This is a genomic window from Methylobacterium sp. 17Sr1-1 (assembly GCF_003173775.1).
Taxonomy (GTDB): domain Bacteria; phylum Pseudomonadota; class Alphaproteobacteria; order Rhizobiales; family Beijerinckiaceae; genus Methylobacterium.
The window spans coordinates 4,687,678-4,705,019 of the sequence record NZ_CP029552.1 but is presented as its reverse complement, the minus strand read 5'-3'; the positions used below and the strand labels follow the sequence as shown (position 1 = coordinate 4,705,019).

General features: G+C 72.1%; 12 protein-coding genes. 6 read left to right on the top strand and 6 right to left on the bottom strand.

Annotated elements, in window-relative coordinates; all coding sequences use genetic code 11:
• Positions 1-6: 6 nt before the first annotated feature.
• From DK412_RS21285 to DK412_RS31455, 3 genes are read left to right on the top strand one after another with little or no spacing between them, the layout of a single operon-like run.
• The gene (locus DK412_RS21285; protein ID WP_109973588.1) at positions 7-1,221 is read left to right on the top strand and encodes an ABC transporter substrate-binding protein; all 1,215 of its coding nucleotides are present in this window, start codon (positions 7-9) and stop codon (positions 1,219-1,221) included.
• A 5-nt stretch (positions 1,222-1,226) separates the two neighbouring features.
• A complete protein-coding gene (locus DK412_RS21280; RefSeq protein ID WP_109973587.1) occupies positions 1,227-3,047 on the top strand; it encodes a feruloyl-CoA synthase in 1,821 nt (606 codons plus the stop codon).
• Positions 3,044-3,514: a thioesterase family protein gene (locus DK412_RS31455; RefSeq protein WP_109973586.1), complete on the top strand. Its 471-nt coding sequence runs from the start codon at positions 3,044-3,046 to the stop codon at positions 3,512-3,514. Before DK412_RS21280 ends, DK412_RS31455 begins: the two co-directional genes overlap by 4 nt.
• 3 nt (positions 3,515-3,517) lie before the next feature.
• Here DK412_RS31455 and DK412_RS21270 read toward each other — a convergent pair whose 3' ends face one another.
• Both DK412_RS21270 and DK412_RS21265 read right to left on the bottom strand, forming a co-directional pair.
• Entirely contained in the window at positions 3,518-4,000 is a 483-nt protein-coding gene (locus tag DK412_RS21270; protein ID WP_162596268.1) for a MarR family transcriptional regulator, read from the bottom strand.
• 157 nt (positions 4,001-4,157) lie between these two features.
• A complete protein-coding gene (locus DK412_RS21265) occupies positions 4,158-5,714 on the bottom strand; it encodes an apoptosis inducing factor family protein (RefSeq protein WP_109973584.1) in 1,557 nt (518 codons plus the stop codon).
• Between the two features lie 346 nt (positions 5,715-6,060).
• On the opposite strand from DK412_RS21265, the gene DK412_RS21260 reads away from it, so the two are divergent.
• On the top strand, positions 6,061-6,609 hold the full coding sequence (locus tag DK412_RS21260) for a MucR family transcriptional regulator (RefSeq protein WP_109973583.1): 549 nt from the start codon (positions 6,061-6,063) through the stop codon (positions 6,607-6,609).
• A 539-nt stretch (positions 6,610-7,148) separates the two neighbouring features.
• Here DK412_RS21260 and DK412_RS21255 read toward each other — a convergent pair.
• Both DK412_RS21255 and DK412_RS21250 read right to left on the bottom strand, forming a co-directional pair.
• Positions 7,149-8,144, bottom strand: a complete 996-nt coding sequence (locus DK412_RS21255) for a methyltransferase domain-containing protein (protein WP_162596267.1) — start codon at positions 8,142-8,144, stop codon at positions 7,149-7,151.
• 250 nt (positions 8,145-8,394) lie between these two features.
• Positions 8,395-10,035 carry a dihydroxyacetone kinase subunit DhaK gene (locus DK412_RS21250; RefSeq protein WP_109973581.1) on the bottom strand — a complete coding sequence of 547 codons (1,641 nt, stop codon included), beginning with the start codon at positions 10,033-10,035 and terminating at the stop codon, positions 8,395-8,397.
• A 286-nt stretch (positions 10,036-10,321) separates the two neighbouring features.
• Here DK412_RS21250 and DK412_RS21245 point away from each other — a divergent pair, with 286 nt between their 5' ends.
• Positions 10,322-12,463, top strand: a complete 2,142-nt coding sequence (locus DK412_RS21245; protein WP_109975410.1) for a hybrid sensor histidine kinase/response regulator — start codon at positions 10,322-10,324, stop codon at positions 12,461-12,463.
• Between the two features lie 106 nt (positions 12,464-12,569).
• A complete protein-coding gene (locus DK412_RS21240) occupies positions 12,570-14,528 on the top strand; it encodes a PAS domain S-box protein (RefSeq protein ID WP_109973580.1) in 1,959 nt (652 codons plus the stop codon).
• A 65-nt stretch (positions 14,529-14,593) separates the two neighbouring features.
• On the opposite strand, the gene DK412_RS21235 is transcribed toward DK412_RS21240, so the two are convergent.
• Entirely contained in the window at positions 14,594-15,871 is a 1,278-nt protein-coding gene (locus DK412_RS21235) for an FAD-binding oxidoreductase (protein WP_109973579.1), read from the bottom strand.
• A gap of 193 nt (positions 15,872-16,064) precedes the next feature.
• The gene (locus DK412_RS21230) at positions 16,065-17,300 is read right to left on the bottom strand and encodes an allantoate amidohydrolase (RefSeq protein WP_245447155.1); all 1,236 of its coding nucleotides are present in this window, start codon (positions 17,298-17,300) and stop codon (positions 16,065-16,067) included.
• Positions 17,301-17,342 lie beyond the last annotated feature (42 nt).

The following is a 17,342-nucleotide window of genomic DNA, read 5'->3' as shown; positions in this document are numbered from 1 at the left end:
GAACCCATGCCCCGCCACACCGTCCGCCGGCTCGCCCCGGCCCTCGCTGCCCTCCTCGCCCTCCTCACCCCCGCCACTGCCGCCGAGCGGCCGGTGAAGATCGGCGTCCTCAACGACATGTCGGGCCCCTATGCCGACTACCAGGGCCAGGGCTCGGTCATCGCCGCGCAGCTCGCCATCGAGGACTTTGCGAAGCAGGCCGGCCGGCCGGTCGAGCTGGTCTCGGCCGACCACCAGAACAAGACCGATATCGGCGCCTCGATCGCCCGGCGCTGGTTCGACCAGGACGGCGTCGACCTGATCCTCGACGTGCCGAACTCCGCCGTCGCGCTCGCGGTCGCGAATCTGGCGCGGGAGAAGAACAAGGTGTTCATCGGCTCGGGCGCCGGCACCGCCGAGCTCACCGGCAAGCAATGCTCGCCCAACACGGTGCACTGGACCTACGACACCTGGTCGCTCGGCCACGCGCTGGCGAAGGCCCTGGTGCAGCAGGGCGGAAAATCCTGGTACTTCCTCACCGCCGACTACACCTTCGGCAAGGACCTCGAAGGCTCGGCCGCCGAGGAGGTCAAGGCCACCGGCGGCAGCGTGAAGGGGTCGTCGCGCCATCCCCTCGGCACCGCCGACTTCTCGTCCTTCCTGCTCCAGGCGCAGGCCTCGGGTGCCGACGTGATCGGGCTGGCGAACGCCGGCGACGACACCTCGAACGCTCTCAAGCAGGCCGCGGAGTTCGGCATCGCCCCGGGCCAGCGCCTCGCCGGGCTGATCCTCAACATCACCAACATGCCGGCCCTCGGCCTCAAGGCGACGCAGGGCGTCTACATCGTCACGCCGTATTACTGGGACCTCAACGACGGCACCCGCGCCTTCGCGGCGCGATACAGTGCGCGCCACCCGCGCCACGCCATGCCCAACGACATGCAGGCCGGCATCTACTCGGCAGTAGAGCACTACCTGAAGGCGCTCGCCACCGTGAAGGAGGCCGGTGACGGCCGAACTGTCGTGGCGGCCATGAAGGCGATGCCGACCGACGACCCGATCTTCGGCAAGGGCCGCATCCGCGAGGATGGCCGCAAGCTGCACCCGATGTACCTGCTCGAGACCAAGACCCCGGCCGAGAGCAAGGGCGGCTGGGACTACTTCAAGCCGGTGCGCACCGTGCCGGCGGACGAAGCCTGGCGCCCGCTCTCCGAGGGCGGCTGCCCGCTGGTGAAGGGGTGATAGCGATGACCACCCATCGCTTCGTCGAGCGGGACGACGGAAGCCTCGTCGTCACCGCGACGGCGGCCCTGCCGCCCTACCCCGAGCGCCTGACCGCGCACCTCACCCGCCACGCCGCCGAGGCGCCGGACCGGCCGTTCCTGGTGCGCCGGGGCCGGGACGGAGCGTTCGAGCCCCTGACCTACGGGGCGGCGCTGCGGAGCGTCGAGCGCATCGCCGCGGCGCTGCTCACCCGGAACCTCTCGGCCGAGCGGCCGGTGATGATCCTGTCGGGCAACGGCTTCGAGCACGCGCTCGTCTCGCTCGCCGCCCTCCACGCCGGCATCGCGGTGGCGCCGGTCTCGCCGGCCTATTCCACGGTGTCGCAGGACCATGCCCGCCTGCGGGCGATCGTCGAGCTCCTCACCCCCGGCCTCGTCTTCGCGGCCGAGGGCGCGACTTACGCGCCCGCCATCGCGGCGGCAGTGCCGGCGGGGACCGAGGTGGTGATCGCGGACGGCGCCGCGATCGGCCGGCCGGTCACCCGGTTCGACGACCTGCTGCGGGGCGAGGACCCCGCCGCCGTCGCGGCGGCGCACGCGGCGATCGAGCCCGGGACGGTGGCGAAGCTCCTGTTCACCTCCGGCTCGACCGGCGTGCCGAAGGCGGTGGTGAACACCCACCGGATGCTCGCCTCCAACCAGGCGATGCTGCAGGCGCGCTTCCCGGCGCTGACCGCCGAGCCGCCGGTGATGGTCGACTGGCTGCCCTGGCACCACACCTTCGGCGGCAACCACAACTTCAACCTGGTGCTGGCGAATGGCGGCACCCTCACTATCGACGAGGGCCGACCGACCCCCGGCGGCATCCGCGAGACCGTGCGCGTGTTGCGCGAGGTCGCCCCCACCCTCTACCTCACGGTGCCGAAGGGCTTCGAGGCGCTGGTGCCGCACCTGCGCGACGACGAGGTCTTGCGACAAAACTTCTTCAGCCGGCTCCAGGTCACCTTCTTCGCCGCCGCCGGCCTGCCGCAGCCGGTCTGGGACGCGATCGACGATCTGGCCCGGCAAACGATCGGCCGGACGGTGCCGATGGTGACGGGGCTCGGGGCCACCGAGACCGCCCCGATGGCCCTCGTCACCGACGACCGCCCGGCCAAGGCCGGCCAGGTCGGCCTGCCGGCGCCAGGGGTCGAACTGAAGGTCGCGCCGGTCGGCACCAAGCGCGAGGCGCGGGTGCGGGGGCCCAACGTCACCCCCGGCTACTGGCGCCGGCCGGACCTGACGGCCTCCAGCTTCGACGAGGAGGGCTTCTACCGCCTCGGCGACGCGCTGGTGCCGGTCGATCCCAAGGATCCTCACCGCGGCTTCGCCTTCGACGGCCGCCTCAACGAGGATTTCAAGCTCACCACCGGGGTCTGGGTCAGCGTCGGCCCCTTGCGCGCCGCCTTCCTCGACGCGTTCCAGCCGCTGGTGCGCGACGTCGCCATCGCGGGCGAGGCGCGCGACGAGGTCGCGGCCCTGGTCTTCCCCGACCTCGCCGCCTGCCGCGCCCTCTGCAAGGACACCGGTGGAGAAGCGGGCGGCGACGAGGCGATCCTCGCCCACCCGGCGGTTCGGCAGGATTTCGCCCGGCGCCTCGCCGCCTTCGCGCAAAGATCCACCGGCTCGTCGAACCGCATCGCCCGGCTGCTGCTGCTCGCCGAGCCCCCGGCCCTCGACCGCGACGAGGTGACCGACAAAGGCTCGATCAACCAGCGCGGCGTGCTGCGCAACCGCGCCGGGGCGGTCGAACGCCTCTACGCCGTGCCTCACGCCCCCGACATCATCACCCCGGAGACCGCATGACCGCGCCCGAGAGCCAGACCGTCGACCAAGTCGTCGACCATGAGGGTTTCACCCATACCCGCACCCTGACGGTGGAATGGGGCCATTGCGACCCCGCCGGCATCGTGTTCAACCCGCGCTTCTTCGACTTCTTCGACTGGTCGACCGCGCTTTTGTGCGAGGCCGCGACCGGGCTGCCGAAGGCCGGGATGCTCGCCCGCTACGATCTCCTCGGCATTCCGCTGGTCGAGACGGGCGCGCAGTTCCTGAAACCCTCGCGCTACGGTGACCGGGTCGAGATCGTCTCGACGGTGGTGGCCGTCGGCCGCTCCAGCTTCGCCGTGCGCCACCGCCTGCTCAACGCCGGCGTCCTCGCGGTCGAGGGCCGCGAGCGCCGGGTCTGGGCCGGCCGCCATCCCGACGACCCGGCCCGGATGAAGGCAGCGCCGATTCCGGAGGAGCTGGTCAGGCGCTTCCGGGGAGAGTGAGGGTCACTCCGCCTCGTCCACCCCCTCGTCCCCCGTCACGTCCCGCGCGCCCTGCTCCAGCCGGCGCAGCAGGCCGAGCAGCGCGGCCCGCTCCTCCGGCTCCAGGAAGGCGGCGATGCGCTCCTCGTGGGCGGCCTCGCGGCGGTGCAGCTCGGCCATCAAGGCCTCGCCGTCGGGAGTGAGGAACAGGGATTGCGAGCGGCGATCGGTCGGGTCGGGCTCGCGGCGCACGAGGCGGCGCGCCTCCAGCTCGTCGAGGAGCGGACCGATATTGGCCCGCTTGATCCCGATCGCGGCGCCGACCTGGCTCGGCCGCAGGCCCGGGCTGCCCTCGATGACGGTGAGCACCCCGAGCTGACTCTGGCGCACGTCGAGATCGGCGAACAGCTCGACGAAGCTGCGGGAGACCGCGACCTGCGCTCGCCGCAGGGTGTAGCCGATCAGGCCTTCGAGGCGGGCAAGGCCCGGGGAATCATCGCTCGGCAACGCTGGACGGGCCCTTCTCTCGGCCGTGAACCTGTCCCGCCACCTGCCCGCGATCGGGCCCGGGCGCAAGGCACCGGCGACAAGGCACCGGCGACAAGGCACCGGCGACATGCCCCCGGCGACAGGCCGGAGAGGCCGGCGCGCCCGGGCGCCGCGCTCAGCCCGCCGCCCGGGCCTCCCGGTCCCACGCCGCCTCGACCTCCAACGATTGCTTGTCCCGCTTGCAGGTGGCGAGCGCGGCGTCGCGGCCGTCCTCGCGATAGGTGACGGCGAAGTCGCCCTTGCCCACCTCGCCCTCGATGCGAGTGTCCTCCGCCGATCCGGCATGGCCGACATAGCGCAGGCTGGTGCCGTAATGGCCGCTCCAGAAGAACGGCGTCTCTGTGAACGCCGCCGCCTCCCCGAGGAGGGCGCGGGCGACGTGCTGGCCCTGGCGCTGGGCGTGGACCCAGTGCTCGACCCGCAGGCGCTGCCCGCCGCGCGGATCGGGGTACGACGCCACGTCGCCGATGGCGTAGATTCCCGGCGCGGAAGCCGCGAGATGCGCATCGACCGCGATGCCGCCGCCCTCGTCCTTGGCCGCGAGCGCCAGGCCGGCGGCCTCGGCGAGGTCGGTGCGGGGCGCGACGCCGGTGCCGAGCACCACGAGATCGGCCTCGATCCGGCTGCCGTCGCCGAGGGTGAGGGCCCGGCCGTCGAAGCCCGTGACCTCGCGGCCGAGGCGGAAGGTCACGCCTTTCTCCTCGTGCAGGCCCTGGACGAAGCGGCCGACCGCCTCTCCGAGGATCTTTTCGAGGGGCACCGCATCCGGCGCCACCACCGTGACGGTCTTCTCGCGGGCCACCATCGCGGCGGCGACCTCGAGGCCGATGAAGCTCGCGCCCACCACCGCGACCCGGCGGGCGCCCGACGCCGCCGCGATCAGCGCGTCGGCGTCAGAAAGGCTGCGCAGGGTGTGGACATTCGGGCGATCGAAGCCCGGCAGGTCCGGCCGCCGCGGCGCGGCGCCCGTCGCGATCACCAGGGCGTCGTACGGGAGCCGCTCGCCGCCCGCGGTCACGACCTCCTCGGCGCCGAGATCGAGCGAGACCACCCGGTCGCGCAGGAGACGGGGGCCGTCGCCGGAGTAGAAGCTCTCGGGGGCGAGAAGCGTCTTCCCGCGCTGCGCCTTGCCGGAGAGATACTGCTTCGAGCAGAAGGTGCGGTCGTAGGGCGGATCGGGATCGTCGCTCACCAGGGTGACGGCGGCGCCGTGACCGGCCCGGGCCAGCCACTCGGCGCAGGCATGCCCGCCGGCCCCGCCGCCGACGATCACGACCTTGCCGGGCGCCTGGACCACCTTGCCGGGGGCTTGCGTCACGGATCTGGATGCGGTCTCGCGCCGGCCGGTCACGGTGATGCGGCCGTCGCGCTCCTCGGCGCGGTAGCACGGCAGCGGATCGAAGGCCGGGGCGCCGACCGCCTCGCCGGTCTCCAGGCTGAAGCGGGCATGGTGCCAGGGGCAGCGGATCTCGCCCTCCGCCACGATCCCCTTGCCCATCGGCGCGCCGAGATGGGTGCAGCGGGCGCCGATCGCCCGCACCTGTCCGTCGCGGCGCAGGAGCAGCACCTTGTCCTCGCCGAGGGTGCCCTCGACCGTCGCCCCCTCGGGGAGATCGCCCGCCGGGATCCCGCGGGCGAAATCCGGCTTGTCGTCCGAAGTCTTGTCAGCCATGGCCTACCTCTCCGTCATGCGTCGCGCCGTCGGCAGCCAACGCGTATGTGCCGTAACGGTGCCTCAGCCGATCCCGTCGATGTGCAGCAGGAGACACTGAGGGCCGCGCAAGGAGGCGCCCGCCATCCGCCAGGAGGAGCGTCCGGCCGGTCCGGCCGAAGCCGGCGACCGGCGTTCCGAGGCGCCCACCGGGCAGCACGGAGATCGATACGGCGTGCGCTTGTTACGTCAAGCCGCCGATTCTTCCGAGTTTGCGGTTTTTATCAACAGATAATCCTTGCCTTTTCGGTCGCGCCGAACTTAAGGATAGGACACCCAATTCCAGTGATTCTCAGAGCGTGCCGGGATGGATGAGAACGCTAACACTCACGATCAGATTGTCACGCTGACGGCTGACATCATCTCTGCCTATGTCAGCAGCAATCATCTGCAGAGCGCAGAACTGCCGAAGCTGATCTCCGATGTTTACGGTGCGCTGAACGAGATGGCACGGGGGACCAAAGCCCTCCCCGAGCCGGCTCATCCCAAGGCGACCGCGGGTGAGATCCGCCGCTCGATCACCCACGACTACCTGATCAGCTTCGAAGACGGCAAGTCCTACAAGACCCTGCGCCGCCACCTGACCTTGCGGGGTCTGACACCCGAAGCCTACCGCCAGAAGTGGGGCCTGCCCCACGACTATCCGATGACCTCGGCGAGCTATTCGGAGCAGCGCTCCGAACTGGCGCGCTCGCTCGGCCTCGGCCAGCAGCGCCGCCGCCCGGTGCGGATCGAGGAGGGAGACGACGCGGTCGGGACGGCCGAGCCCTCCGCTCCCGAGCCGATGGACGAAGCGCCCGAGACCTCCGAGGCCACGAGCGAGAGCAAGCCCCGCCGCGGCCGCCGCGGTGCCTGAGTGCATCTCGCCTCGCGCCCGGCGCTGCCATGGCGCGACGTCGGTACCCGCGGGTCTCGCGGGGCCCGTTCGGCGCTCTCGCCGGCCGTCTCGACGTTTGCCGGAAGCTGACGCTTGCGAGGGTCTCGACAAGTCCAGGTCATACCGGGGGCCGCGCAGCGGCCCCCGGTATGACCAGTGGTGCGATCAGGTTGGACAGCAGCCCGCGATCAGGGCATCGCGGCCCAGGACCGGCCGGATGAGGCGAAATCCGGACGATCACGTCCGAATTTGGTATCGCGAGCCCGCGCGGCGTTGCGCGAAGTCGGCTTCTGCATTGCCGAAGCGATCCAACAGTGATCGCCTGAAGCAATCTATCGGAAGCCGGATGAGACGCTGGGCCTCGCAATCCGGGCCGGTGAGTCGTGCATCTCCCGCCAGCCGCGATCATTGATCATGGGTGGCGATGCGATTCCACAGGCGTGAACCGGGCCGGTCGCCGCATCGCGACGGCGATCACGCCGTGATCGCCCGGATCCAACTGGTGGACGCCCGCCGGTTCAGGCGGGCCTGAGCAGGTACAGGCACTCGGTCGTTTCCTTGTCCTCCTGCGAGAGCGTCCTGTATTTCGGCAGCAGGCCGGCCTCGAACTCAGGGGACATCTCGTCCCGCACCGGGTGCGCCTCTTGGATCCTGAAACCGGACCGCCGGATCAGCTCGTTCATCGCGGAGTAACGGATCTTGTTGATGTAGCCGGGCTCGTGATCGCCGTCGTCGATCAGATACTGCCAAAAGCTCCATTTCGAGGCGTCGCTGTACCACCGGTGATCCCGGAAATCGACGCCGGCGAAGATGTATCCGTCCGGCGAAATGGATCGCCGAGCGCAGGTCAGCACGTCCTCGAGATCGGCGACGTGCTCGAAGACCGAGTTCGAGATCATGAGGTCGAACTTGCGCTCCGCCTCGCTCAGGTCCTGGTAGCGGGACAGCTTGTAGCCGACGTCAGGGGCGAGCCCGCTGCGCAGGTCGCCGCCGAGCAGAGCGGACAGATCGAACTCCGCGGCGCGGCTGCGACAGAGCGACAAATCCGCGTTCGCGTGATGCAGTTCGATCTGGCTCAGGCCCGAGATCACCGACAGGATGTTGCCGTATTCGGCGACCGCGATGCCGCCGGGATCGAACGGTGCCTCCAGATCGATCGCCATCGTGGAGCGGGCGCCGAGCAGGTACAAGATGATGGACGCAGCGACGGGCCGGGTCGCCCCGCAGCCGAAATCGAGGATCCGCTTGTTCCTGATGATACCCGGATGCTTCGCCGACAGACGCAATAACTGGTTAATTTGATAGAAACTATAGAAGCCGCCCCTGAACGATGGTCTATTCGAGTTTGCCTCGAGGGCAGAAATGATGTCTTCCTTAAAAATTTTTACTTCGGGATCCAGCACTTCGCCGCCGCGGGGATTTCCGGTCAGGCCGCGGCCCGGCCGCGCCTCCTCGCGCCCCAAACCAGTCTTGATCGCCTTGACAAATTTATTCATTGCCTTCGTGCGCAACATGGAACAGCGACCCCACATACCTGCCGCAAGACATTCGAACGACGATCCGCAATCGAATCGATAAGAGACTTCACCGACCGAATCCAGCTCGGATCTCGCCATCGTTCGGCGACCGGGCCGATCCCGACCCGGAAGCGATCCGCCGCCGTCTCCGCACGCCCTCACGGTCATCGCGTCCCGGGAACGGTCGGGATCGCGGGCGCCCCGCCTGCGCGACGAGGACCGGCGCCCGGCCGCGCGGCCCGGAATTTCAGCCCTCCGACCCCGCCAAGGCCAGGGCCGCGAAGGCATGGGCCACCGCCGCGGCGCCCGGATCCTCCACCCCGGCGAGATCGGCGGCGGCGAGGTAGCTCGAGCGGCCGGTCCCGGCCCGGGTCATCCGGGCGGTGGCGGCCGCTCCCGCTTCCGCCGCCCGCGCCGCCGCGTCGAGGCCGTCGGGCAGGGCCGCGAGGGCCGGCACCAGGGCGTCGAGCAGGGTGCGGTCGCCGGGCCGGGCGCCGCCATGGGCCTGGAGCCGCGCGGCACCGCGCGCGAGGGAGTCGGGCCAGCCGAGCCCGTCGGCGAGGCCGGCCCCGGTGGCGGAAAAGAAGATCGACATCAGCACCCCGCTCGATCCGCCGGCCACCCGGGCGAGGCGGTCGGAGAGCGCGCGGCACAGGGCGGCGGGCTCGGCCTGCGGCAGCCGGTCGAGATCGGCGAGCACGGCTCGCGCCGCCGCCGCGAAGGTGGTGCCGGTGTCGCCGTCCCCGACCCGCGCGTCGAGGGCGTTGAGCGCGCCTTCCGCCGCGATCAGGGCGGTGCCGATCGCCGTGATCGCCCGCGCCACGGCGGGATCCTGCGAGGGGGCGGCCTCGCCCTGCCGCGCGAGGCCGTCGGGCAGGGGGCGCGTCGCCGGCGCCACGACCGGGACCGCGCGCGGCCAGGCCGGCACCTCGGTCGCGGCGGTGAGCGCGGCCTCCGTGGCGGGATCGAGCGGCATCAGCGAGAGCGAGGCGCCGTGCATGTCTAAGGCCGTCATCGCGGCGGCCGGCCCGAGGAGCAGGCGGACCCGCTTGCCCAGGGACGTCGCCAGCACCGCGCGGGTCAGCACCTGCATCTCCAGCGCGGTGGTGCCGCCGAGGTTGTTGACCAGGAGGGCGAGGGGTCCGTCGTCCGGGAGCGCCGCGGCGAGGCGCCCGGTCATCAGGCCGGCGAGGTCGCCCGCCCGCGGCAGGGCGATGCGCTCGATGCCGGGCTCGCCGTGGATGCCGAGGCCGAGCTCGGCCTGGCCCGGCGCGAGGCGGGCCTCCGCGACGCCGCCCGGCATCGTGCAGCCCGAGACCGCGATGCCGAGGGACCTGATCCCGGCGCTCGCCGCCCGCGCCGCCGCAGCGACCTCGGCGAGGGGCCGGCCGCTTTCGGCGGCGTGGCCCGCCACCTTGTGCACCAGGAGCGTCCCGGCGATGCCGCGGGGTTGCGCGGCACCCGGGATCGCGACGTCGTCGGCGACCGTGACGGTCTCCACCGCGAGCCCGAGGGCCCGGGCGCGCTCGGCGGCCAGCCCGAAATTCAGCCGGTCGCCGGCGTAGTTCTTGATGATGACGAGGCAGCCCGCCGGCCCGGTCACCGCCAGGATGCCCGCCAGCACCGCGTCGACGGAGGGCGAGGCGAAGACGTCGCCGCAAACCGCCGCGGTGAGGAGGCCACGCCCGACGAAGCCCGCATGGGCCGGCTCGTGGCCCGAGCCTCCCCCCGAGACGATGGCGACGCGGTCGGTAGTCCAGTCGGCCCGCAGCACGACCCGGATCGCCGGATCGCCGTCGAGGCGGGCGAGCCGTCCGCCGCTGCCCGCGACGAGCCCGTCCACCGCCTCCGCCACCAGGGCGGCGCGGTCGTTGATGAAGTGGGCCATCCGGTCCTCCCCTGGCGCATTCTCCGACGAGGCGGATTCCAGCCCGTCGACGGTATGCTGCCGATCCTGCCAAAAGCGCGGCCGGCCCGCCATGGCGGAGGCGCCCGCCCCGAACGGCTTTGCCGAATCGGCCGCTTCGGGCCATAAGGGGCGGAACCCTCCGGGCCGGGATGGTCCCCGGCGTCGCGGATGCCGCGCGGCGTCCGAGACCCGGACCGGCTTCGAGACCCGCCGGGGCAGTGTCGCAGCGGCGCCCGATCCCCAGGTGAGCCCGCCGCCGACGCCGATGAGTGACCCCCTTCCGTTCCTGGCCGGCGGCGGCCGCGCGGCTGCGATGATCCGCGCGCGCGACTGGTCCGGCCACCCGCTCGGCCCCCCGGAGACCTGGCCGGAGGCCCTGCGCACGGCGCTGAGCCTGGTGCTGAACTCGCCCGAGAGCATGATCCTGGCCTGGGGGCCGGATCTGCATTTCTTCTTCAACGAGACCTACTTCCCGCTGCTCGGCCCCCGGCTCGACTGGGCGATGGGCGAGCGCTTCGACCGGGTCTGGGCCGATGGCTGGGAGCAGGCGAAGCCCATCATCGACGACGCCTTCGCAGGGCGCAGCCGGCGCTTCGTCGACCTGCCGTGGAAGCTCGGCACCGACCGGGGCGAGGCCGAGACCTGGTGGACCTTCTCCTACTCGCGGGTGCTCGACGGCGAGGGCCGCGTCGCCGGCCTGTTCATCCTCACCAACGAGACCACCGCCCAGGTGATCGCGACCCGGCGCCTGCGCGAGAGCGAGGCGGTCGCCCGGGAGAACATCGACCGGGTCCAGCTCGCCCTCTCGGCCGGCGCGATCATCGGCACCTGGTTCTGGGACCTGCCGAACGACCGCTTCACCGTCGACGAGGCCTTCGCCCGCAGCTTCGGCCTCGATCCGGCGCTCGGCCGCGAGGGGCTGAGCCTGGAGCAGGTGATCGAGACGGTGCACCCGGACGACCGGGCCGGCCTGATCGCGGCGATCGACGCGGTGGTGATCCGCGGCGGCGCCTACGCCCACCAGTACCGCACCCGGCGCGCCGACGGCCAGTATTACTGGCTCGAGGCGAACGGGCGGGTCGACCACGCGCCCGACGGCACGCCGCTGAGCTTCCCCGGCGTCCTCATCGACGTGAACGAGCGCCGCGCCGTCGAGGCGGAGCGCGACCGCGCCACCACGATGCTGCGGGCCCTGACCGAGACCCTGGAGCAGCAGGTCGCCGCGCGCAGCGCCGAGCTGATGCGGGCCGAGGAGGCGTTGCGCCAGTCGCAGAAGATGGAAGCGGTGGGCCAGCTCACCGGCGGCATCGCCCACGACTTCAACAACCTGCTCGCCGGCATCTCGGGCGCGCTCGAACTGATGCAGACCCGCATCAACCAGGGCCGGCTCAAGGACGTCGAGCGCTACATGGCGGCGGCGCAAGGCGCCGCGAAGCGCGCGGCCGCACTCACTCACCGGCTCCTCGCCTTCTCCCGCCGCCAGACCCTCGACCCGCGACCCACCGACGTCGACCGGCTGGTGGCCGGGATGGAGGAGCTGATCCGTCGCACCGTCGGTCCGGCGATCGAGATCGCGGTCTCGGGCGATCCCGACCTCTGGACCGTTCTCGTCGACCCGCCGCAGCTCGAGAACGCGCTCCTCAACCTCTGCCTCAACGCCCGCGACGCGATGCCCGACGGCGGGCGCATCGCGATCGAGACGACGAACCTGCGCCTCGACGCGGCGGCGGCGCGCGGGCACGAGATCCCGCCCGGCGACTACCTGTCGCTCTGCGTGACCGATACCGGGACCGGCATGAGCCCGGAGGTGATCGCCCGGGTGTTCGAGCCGTTCTTCACCACGAAGCCGATCGGCCAGGGCACGGGCCTCGGCCTCTCGATGATCTACGGCTTCACCCAGCAATCGGGCGGGCAGGTGCGGATCGCCTCGGAGGTCGGACGCGGCACCAGCGTCTGCCTCGTCCTGCCGCGCCACCACGGCGCCTCCGAGGCGGAGGCCGCGCAGGCGACCCTGGCGGAGGCGCCCCGGGCGGAGCAGGGCGAGACGGTGCTGATCGTCGACGACGAGCCGACCGTGCGGATGCTGGTGACCGAGGTGCTGGAGGATCTCGGCTACACGGCGATCGAGGCGGCCGACGGCGCGGCCGGCCTCAAGGTGCTGCAATCGGACGCGCGCATCGATCTCGTCGTCACCGATGTCGGCCTGCCCGGCGGGATGAACGGGCGCCAGATGGCCGATGCCGGCCGGGCGCGGCGGCCCGGTCTGAAGGTGCTGTTCATCACCGGCTACGCCGAGAACGCGGCCCTCGGCACCGGGCAGTTCGAGCCCGGGATGCAGGTGCTGACCAAGCCCTTCGTGGTCGAAGCCCTGGCCCTGCGCGTCCGCGAGATGCTGGCCCGGCCCTGAGCGCGAACCATGCGGCGCCCTGCCGCGGGATGACGTTGCGTTAGAGGGCGTTAAGGGCGCTGTGCTTCAAGGAAGGGAACAAGCCCACGATCGTCTGGGACACCATATGTTCGCCCTTGCGCGCCGCTCCAGCAAAACCGCCAAGCTCGACGCCATCGAGCGCTCGCAGGCCATCGTGACGTTCGGGCTCGACGGCCTGCTCGCCGAGGCGAACGAGAATTTCCTTCAGCTGATGGGCTACCGCCTCGACGAAGTGCGCGGGCGCCACCACCGGCTGTTCGTCGACCCCGCCGAGGCGGCGGACCCCGCCTACGAGGCGTTCTGGACCGCCTTGCGCCGGGGCGAGTTCCAGAGCGCGGAGTACCGGCGCCTGGCCAAGGGCGGGCGCGAGGTGTGGATCCGCGCCAGCTACAACCCGGTGCTCGACGCCCGCGGCCGGCCGGTCCGGATCGTGAAGTTCGCCCTCGACATCACCGCCGAGAAGCAGGCGGCGGCCGACGCCGCCGGCCAGATCGCCGCGATCAACCGCTCGCAGGCGGTGATCCACTTCGCCCCCGACGGCACGATCCTCGACGCCAATCCGCACTTCCTCGCCGCGACGGGCTACCGCCTCGACGAGATCGTCGGCCGCCACCACCGCCTGTTCCTGGCCGGGGGCGAGGCCGCCGGGCCGGACTACCGCGACTTCTGGGCGAGGCTCGCCCGCGGCGAGTACCAGGCGGGCGAGTTCAAGCGGCGGGCGAAGGACGGTACCGAGATCTGGATCCAGGCGACCTACAACCCGATCCTCGACGGCGCCGGGCGCACGCTCAGGATCGTCAAGTACGCCACCGACATCACCGCCGCCAAGCAGCACGCCGCCGACACCGCCGGCAAGATCGAGGCGGCGCTCCGCTCGCAGGCGGTGATCGAGTTCGACATGGACGGCGTCATCCTCGATGCCAACGGCCATTTCCTGAAGGCGATGGGCTACGGCCTCGACGAGATCGTCGGCCGCCACCACCGCCTGTTCGTCTCGCCCGACTACGCCGCGAGCCGCAGCTACGCCGAGTTCTGGGAGTCCCTCCGCGCCGGGCGCTACGCCTCCGCGGTCTACCAGCGGGTCGGCAAGGGCGGCCGGGAGGTGTGGATCCAGGCCACCTACACGCCGGTCCTCGACCTCGACGGGCGTCCCTGCAAGGTCATCAAGTTCGCCACCGACGTCACCCACAGCATGACCATCCGGGCCCGCGCGATCGCGGCGGCGGAGCAGTCCCTGACCCGGATCCAGTCCGTGGCCGAGGCCTCCGAGGAGATGCACAGGACTTCGGCGTCGATCGCGGCCCGGATGGGCCAGTCCCAGCAGGCGGTCGGCGAGATCCAGGAGCGGATGGGCGTGGCGGGCGCCGCCACCGCGCGGCTCGATGCGGCGGCGCAGGCGATGAACGGCGTCGTCGAGGCGATCACCGCCATCGCCGAGCAGATCAACCTGCTGGCGCTGAACGCCACGATCGAGGCGGCGCGGGCGGGCGCGGCGGGCCGGGGCTTCGCCGTGGTAGCCGCCGAGGTGAAGAACCTCGCCGGCCAGGCCAGCGCCGCCACGGGGCGGATCTCGGGCGAGATCGGCGCCATGCAGACCGTGTCGCGCGAGGTCACCGAGGCTCTGGGCTCGATCAGCAATGCGGTCGACGCCGTGCAGGGCTTCGTCGCCGAGACCGTGGCGGCGAGCGAGCAACAGCGCGCCACCACCGGGGCGGTCAGCACCAACGTCCAGACCACGGCGTCCGGCGTCGCCGAGATCGCCGGCAGCCTCGACGAGTGGCTGGTCGGCATCGAGGAGCGGCGGGTCGACGAGCGGACGCGCACCTCCCTGACCGGCCGGGTCATGCTGCCGCCGGGATCGGGGCCGGTGGAGGCGATGTCCTGCCTCGTGCTCAACCTCTCGAAGTCCGGCGCGAAGCTCGCCCTCGAGCGCCCGGTCCGCCTGCCGCCGCGGATCCGGCTCGAGGTCGAGGGCCACGGCGAGCGCGCTTGCGCGGTGGTGCGCCAGCACGGCTGCGAGATCGGCATCCGCTTCGAGGAGTGATGCGCGATCAGGATATTTTCCGCAGGAAACTATATCATTAGCCGGCTTTAGAAATTGGGTACCCTCTACAACCGCGGCCAGCCCAGCAACCGCCCCGGCGCGAACGGCGCCACAGGCACCGCCGGCATGCGGCCGGTGGCGAGGTCGGCGACGAGTTGCCCGGTGATCGGGCCGGTGGAGAGCCCGATATGGCCGTGGCCGAAGGCGAAGATCAGGCCGGGATGGCGCGGGGCGGGGCCGATCACCGGCAGGCCATCCGGGGTCGAGGGGCGCGACCCGAGCCAGGGCCGGTTGTCGAGAGGCTGGCCGAGGCGCACGGTGCCGGCGGCCTCCCGCGCCGCCGCCTCGATCTGCCGGTAATCCGGCTCGGCGTGGCGGTCCGCGACCTCGACGCCGGAGAGCACCCGCACCCGGCCCTCGCCCATCGGCGACAGGATCGAGGCGGCGCCGGTGTCGTAGACCGGGCGGGTGAGGGCCGGGCTCTCGGGATGCAGGGCGTAGTGGCGGTGGTAGCCGCGCTCGGCCGCGAAGGCGAAGCGGTAGCCGAGGGGCCGCGACAGCTCGTGCGCCGCCGCCCCCGTCGCCAGCACCACTTGGCGCGCCCGCACCGTCCCGCCCGGATGGACGACGTGCCAGCCGTCGGCCCGGAGGTCCAGGCGGCTCACGGTCGTGCGCAGGGTCCGTCCGCCGAGGCCGGAAAAGAGCCGCTCGGCCGCCTCGACCAGCCCGCCCGGATCGCCGACGGCGCCGGTCTCCGGCAGCAGCATCGCCCGGGCGAAGGGACGGATCAGCGCCGGCTCCAGCGCCTGGATCGCCGGACCCTCGACGATCTCGAACGGGACCCCGTGACGGCTCAGGATTTCGCGCTCGAGGGCGGCCCCCGCGAAGGCGGCCTCGGTCCGGTAGAGCTTCACCCAGCCGCATTCGCGCAAGAGGTGGGGCACGCCGGCCCGGTCGGCGAGGCGCCGGTGCTCCGGATAGGCGGCGTCGGTGAGCGGCGCCAGCGCGTCGGCGGCCCGGCGCCAGGCGGAGGCGCGGGCGTTCGCCAGGAAGTGGGCCGCCCAGGGCAGCACCCGCAGCAGGTGGCCGTGGCGCAGGCGAAGGCCCGGATCGGCATTGCGCAGATAGGTCGGCAGCTTGCCCCACAGGGCGGGACCCGACATCGGCAGGATCGAGCCGCGGCTGACCACGCCGGCATTGCCGTAGGAGGTGCGCGCCCTCGCCTCGCCGGGATCGCACAGGACCACGTCGAGCCCGCGATCCCTGAGGGCGATGGCGGAGGAGAGCCCGACCATCCCGCCGCCGACGACCACGATGTCGGCTGTCATCTCGTCCTGCTGCATCACTGCTGTCTCGTTCTCATCGGTGCGGGTCTACCGGCGGACAAGAAGAGCGCGGATTCTCTCCTCTCCCCGCGGGCGGCAGGGCTGCCCGAGAAAATCCCTTTTAGAGTCAAGCGCGGGATCCCTTCTCCCACACGGGAGCGGGGAGGCGCGCCCTTTCCTGCTCCGCGAATTTCCCTGGCCAGACCTGTGGTTATTGCCCCAGCCCCGCCAGATCGCGGACCGCCCCCAGAAGCACCCGCGTCGCCGCGTCGGCATCCTCCAGGGTGATCGATTCGGCCGGGTTGTGGCTGATCCCGCCGCGGCAGCGCACGAACAGCATCGCCGAGGGGCCGAGCGCCGCCATCGCCACCGCATCGTGGGTCGCGCCGGAGGGCAGAAGCAGAGGGGCGAAGCCGAGGCGCCGCGCCGCCCGGTCGAGCATGGCCTGGAAGCCCGGATCGAGGGCGACCGCCGCGTTGTCCATGAACGTCTCGGAGCCGAAGCCCACCGCGCGGCGCTGCGCGATCGCCCGGCACTCGGCCTCGATCGCCTTGAACAGGCCCAGACGGTCGGAATCCTCGGGCGCGCGCACGTCGAGGCTGAAATCGACCCGGCCCGGGATCACGTTGACGGCGCCCGGCACGACGGTGAGCGCCCCCACCGTCGCGACCGCACCGGGAGCCGCCTCGCCCAGGCGCTCGACCGCGAGCGCCATCTCGGCGGCGGCCGCCAGCGCGTCCCGGCGCATGCCCATCGGCACGGTGCCGGCGTGGTTGGCCTCGCCGGTCACGGTGCAGCGCGCCCGGGTGAGCCCGACGATTCCCGAGACCACCCCCACCGGCTGCGCCGCGGCTTCCAGCGCCGGGCCCTGCTCGATGTGGACCTCGAGATAGCCGGCGATCTCGTCACGGCGCCGGGCGAGGGCCGGGATGCCGTCCGGGTCGCCGCCGAACTGCGCCAGCGCCTCCCGCAGGGGGGTGCCGGCGGCGTCGCGGCCCTCCAGCCACTCCATCTTGTATTGCCCGGCCCAGGCCTTCGAGGTCGAGAGCGAGGTCGGGAAGCGCACGTTCTCCTCGTCGCCGAAGGCCACCACCTCGAGGGCGAAGGGCAGCGGCAGCCCGCGCAGCGCCTCGGCGACGGCGAGCCCCGCCGCCACCCCGAGGGGGCCGTCGTAGCGCCCGGCATCGACCACGCTGTCGATGTGCGAGCCGAGCACCAGGGCCGGCAGCCCGGGCTCCCGCCCTTCCATCCGCCCGACCACGCTGCCGGCGGCGTCGATCCGCGCCGCGAGCCCCGCCTCCCGCATCAGGCCGAGCACCGCCTCGGCGGTCGCCCGGTGGGCCGGCGAGAGGTAGAGCCGGGTCAGCCGGCCGGGCTCGTCGGTATGGCGGGCAAGATCGTCGATCAGCGCCATCACGCGGGCGCCGAGGCGGGGAGTGTCGGTCATGGCGGTCGCGGCCTCAGCTGGCATCGAGCGGGGGGTATGCAG

What these genes read in the sequence shown, in the direction of transcription:
- DK412_RS21260 (WP_109973583.1), top strand. Translation starts at nt 6,061, where the DNA reads ATGGATGAGAACGCTAACACTCACGATCAGATTGTCACGCTGACGGCT.
- DK412_RS21285 (WP_109973588.1), top strand. Translation starts at nt 7, where the DNA reads ATGCCCCGCCACACCGTCCGCCGGCTCGCCCCGGCCCTCGCTGCCCTC.
- DK412_RS21280 (WP_109973587.1), top strand. Translation starts at nt 1,227, where the DNA reads ATGACCACCCATCGCTTCGTCGAGCGGGACGACGGAAGCCTCGTCGTC.
- DK412_RS21265 (WP_109973584.1), bottom strand. Translation starts at nt 5,714, where the DNA reads ATGGCTGACAAGACTTCGGACGACAAGCCGGATTTCGCCCGCGGGATC.
- DK412_RS21230 (WP_245447155.1), bottom strand. Translation starts at nt 17,300, where the DNA reads ATGACCGACACTCCCCGCCTCGGCGCCCGCGTGATGGCGCTGATCGAC.
- DK412_RS21240 (WP_109973580.1), top strand. Translation starts at nt 12,570, where the DNA reads ATGTTCGCCCTTGCGCGCCGCTCCAGCAAAACCGCCAAGCTCGACGCC.
- DK412_RS21245 (WP_109975410.1), top strand. Translation starts at nt 10,322, where the DNA reads ATGAGTGACCCCCTTCCGTTCCTGGCCGGCGGCGGCCGCGCGGCTGCG.
- DK412_RS31455 (WP_109973586.1), top strand. Translation starts at nt 3,044, where the DNA reads ATGACCGCGCCCGAGAGCCAGACCGTCGACCAAGTCGTCGACCATGAG.
- DK412_RS21235 (WP_109973579.1), bottom strand. Translation starts at nt 15,871, where the DNA reads ATGCAGCAGGACGAGATGACAGCCGACATCGTGGTCGTCGGCGGCGGG.
- DK412_RS21250 (WP_109973581.1), bottom strand. Translation starts at nt 10,035, where the DNA reads ATGGCCCACTTCATCAACGACCGCGCCGCCCTGGTGGCGGAGGCGGTG.
- DK412_RS21255 (WP_162596267.1), bottom strand. Translation starts at nt 8,144, where the DNA reads ATGTTGCGCACGAAGGCAATGAATAAATTTGTCAAGGCGATCAAGACT.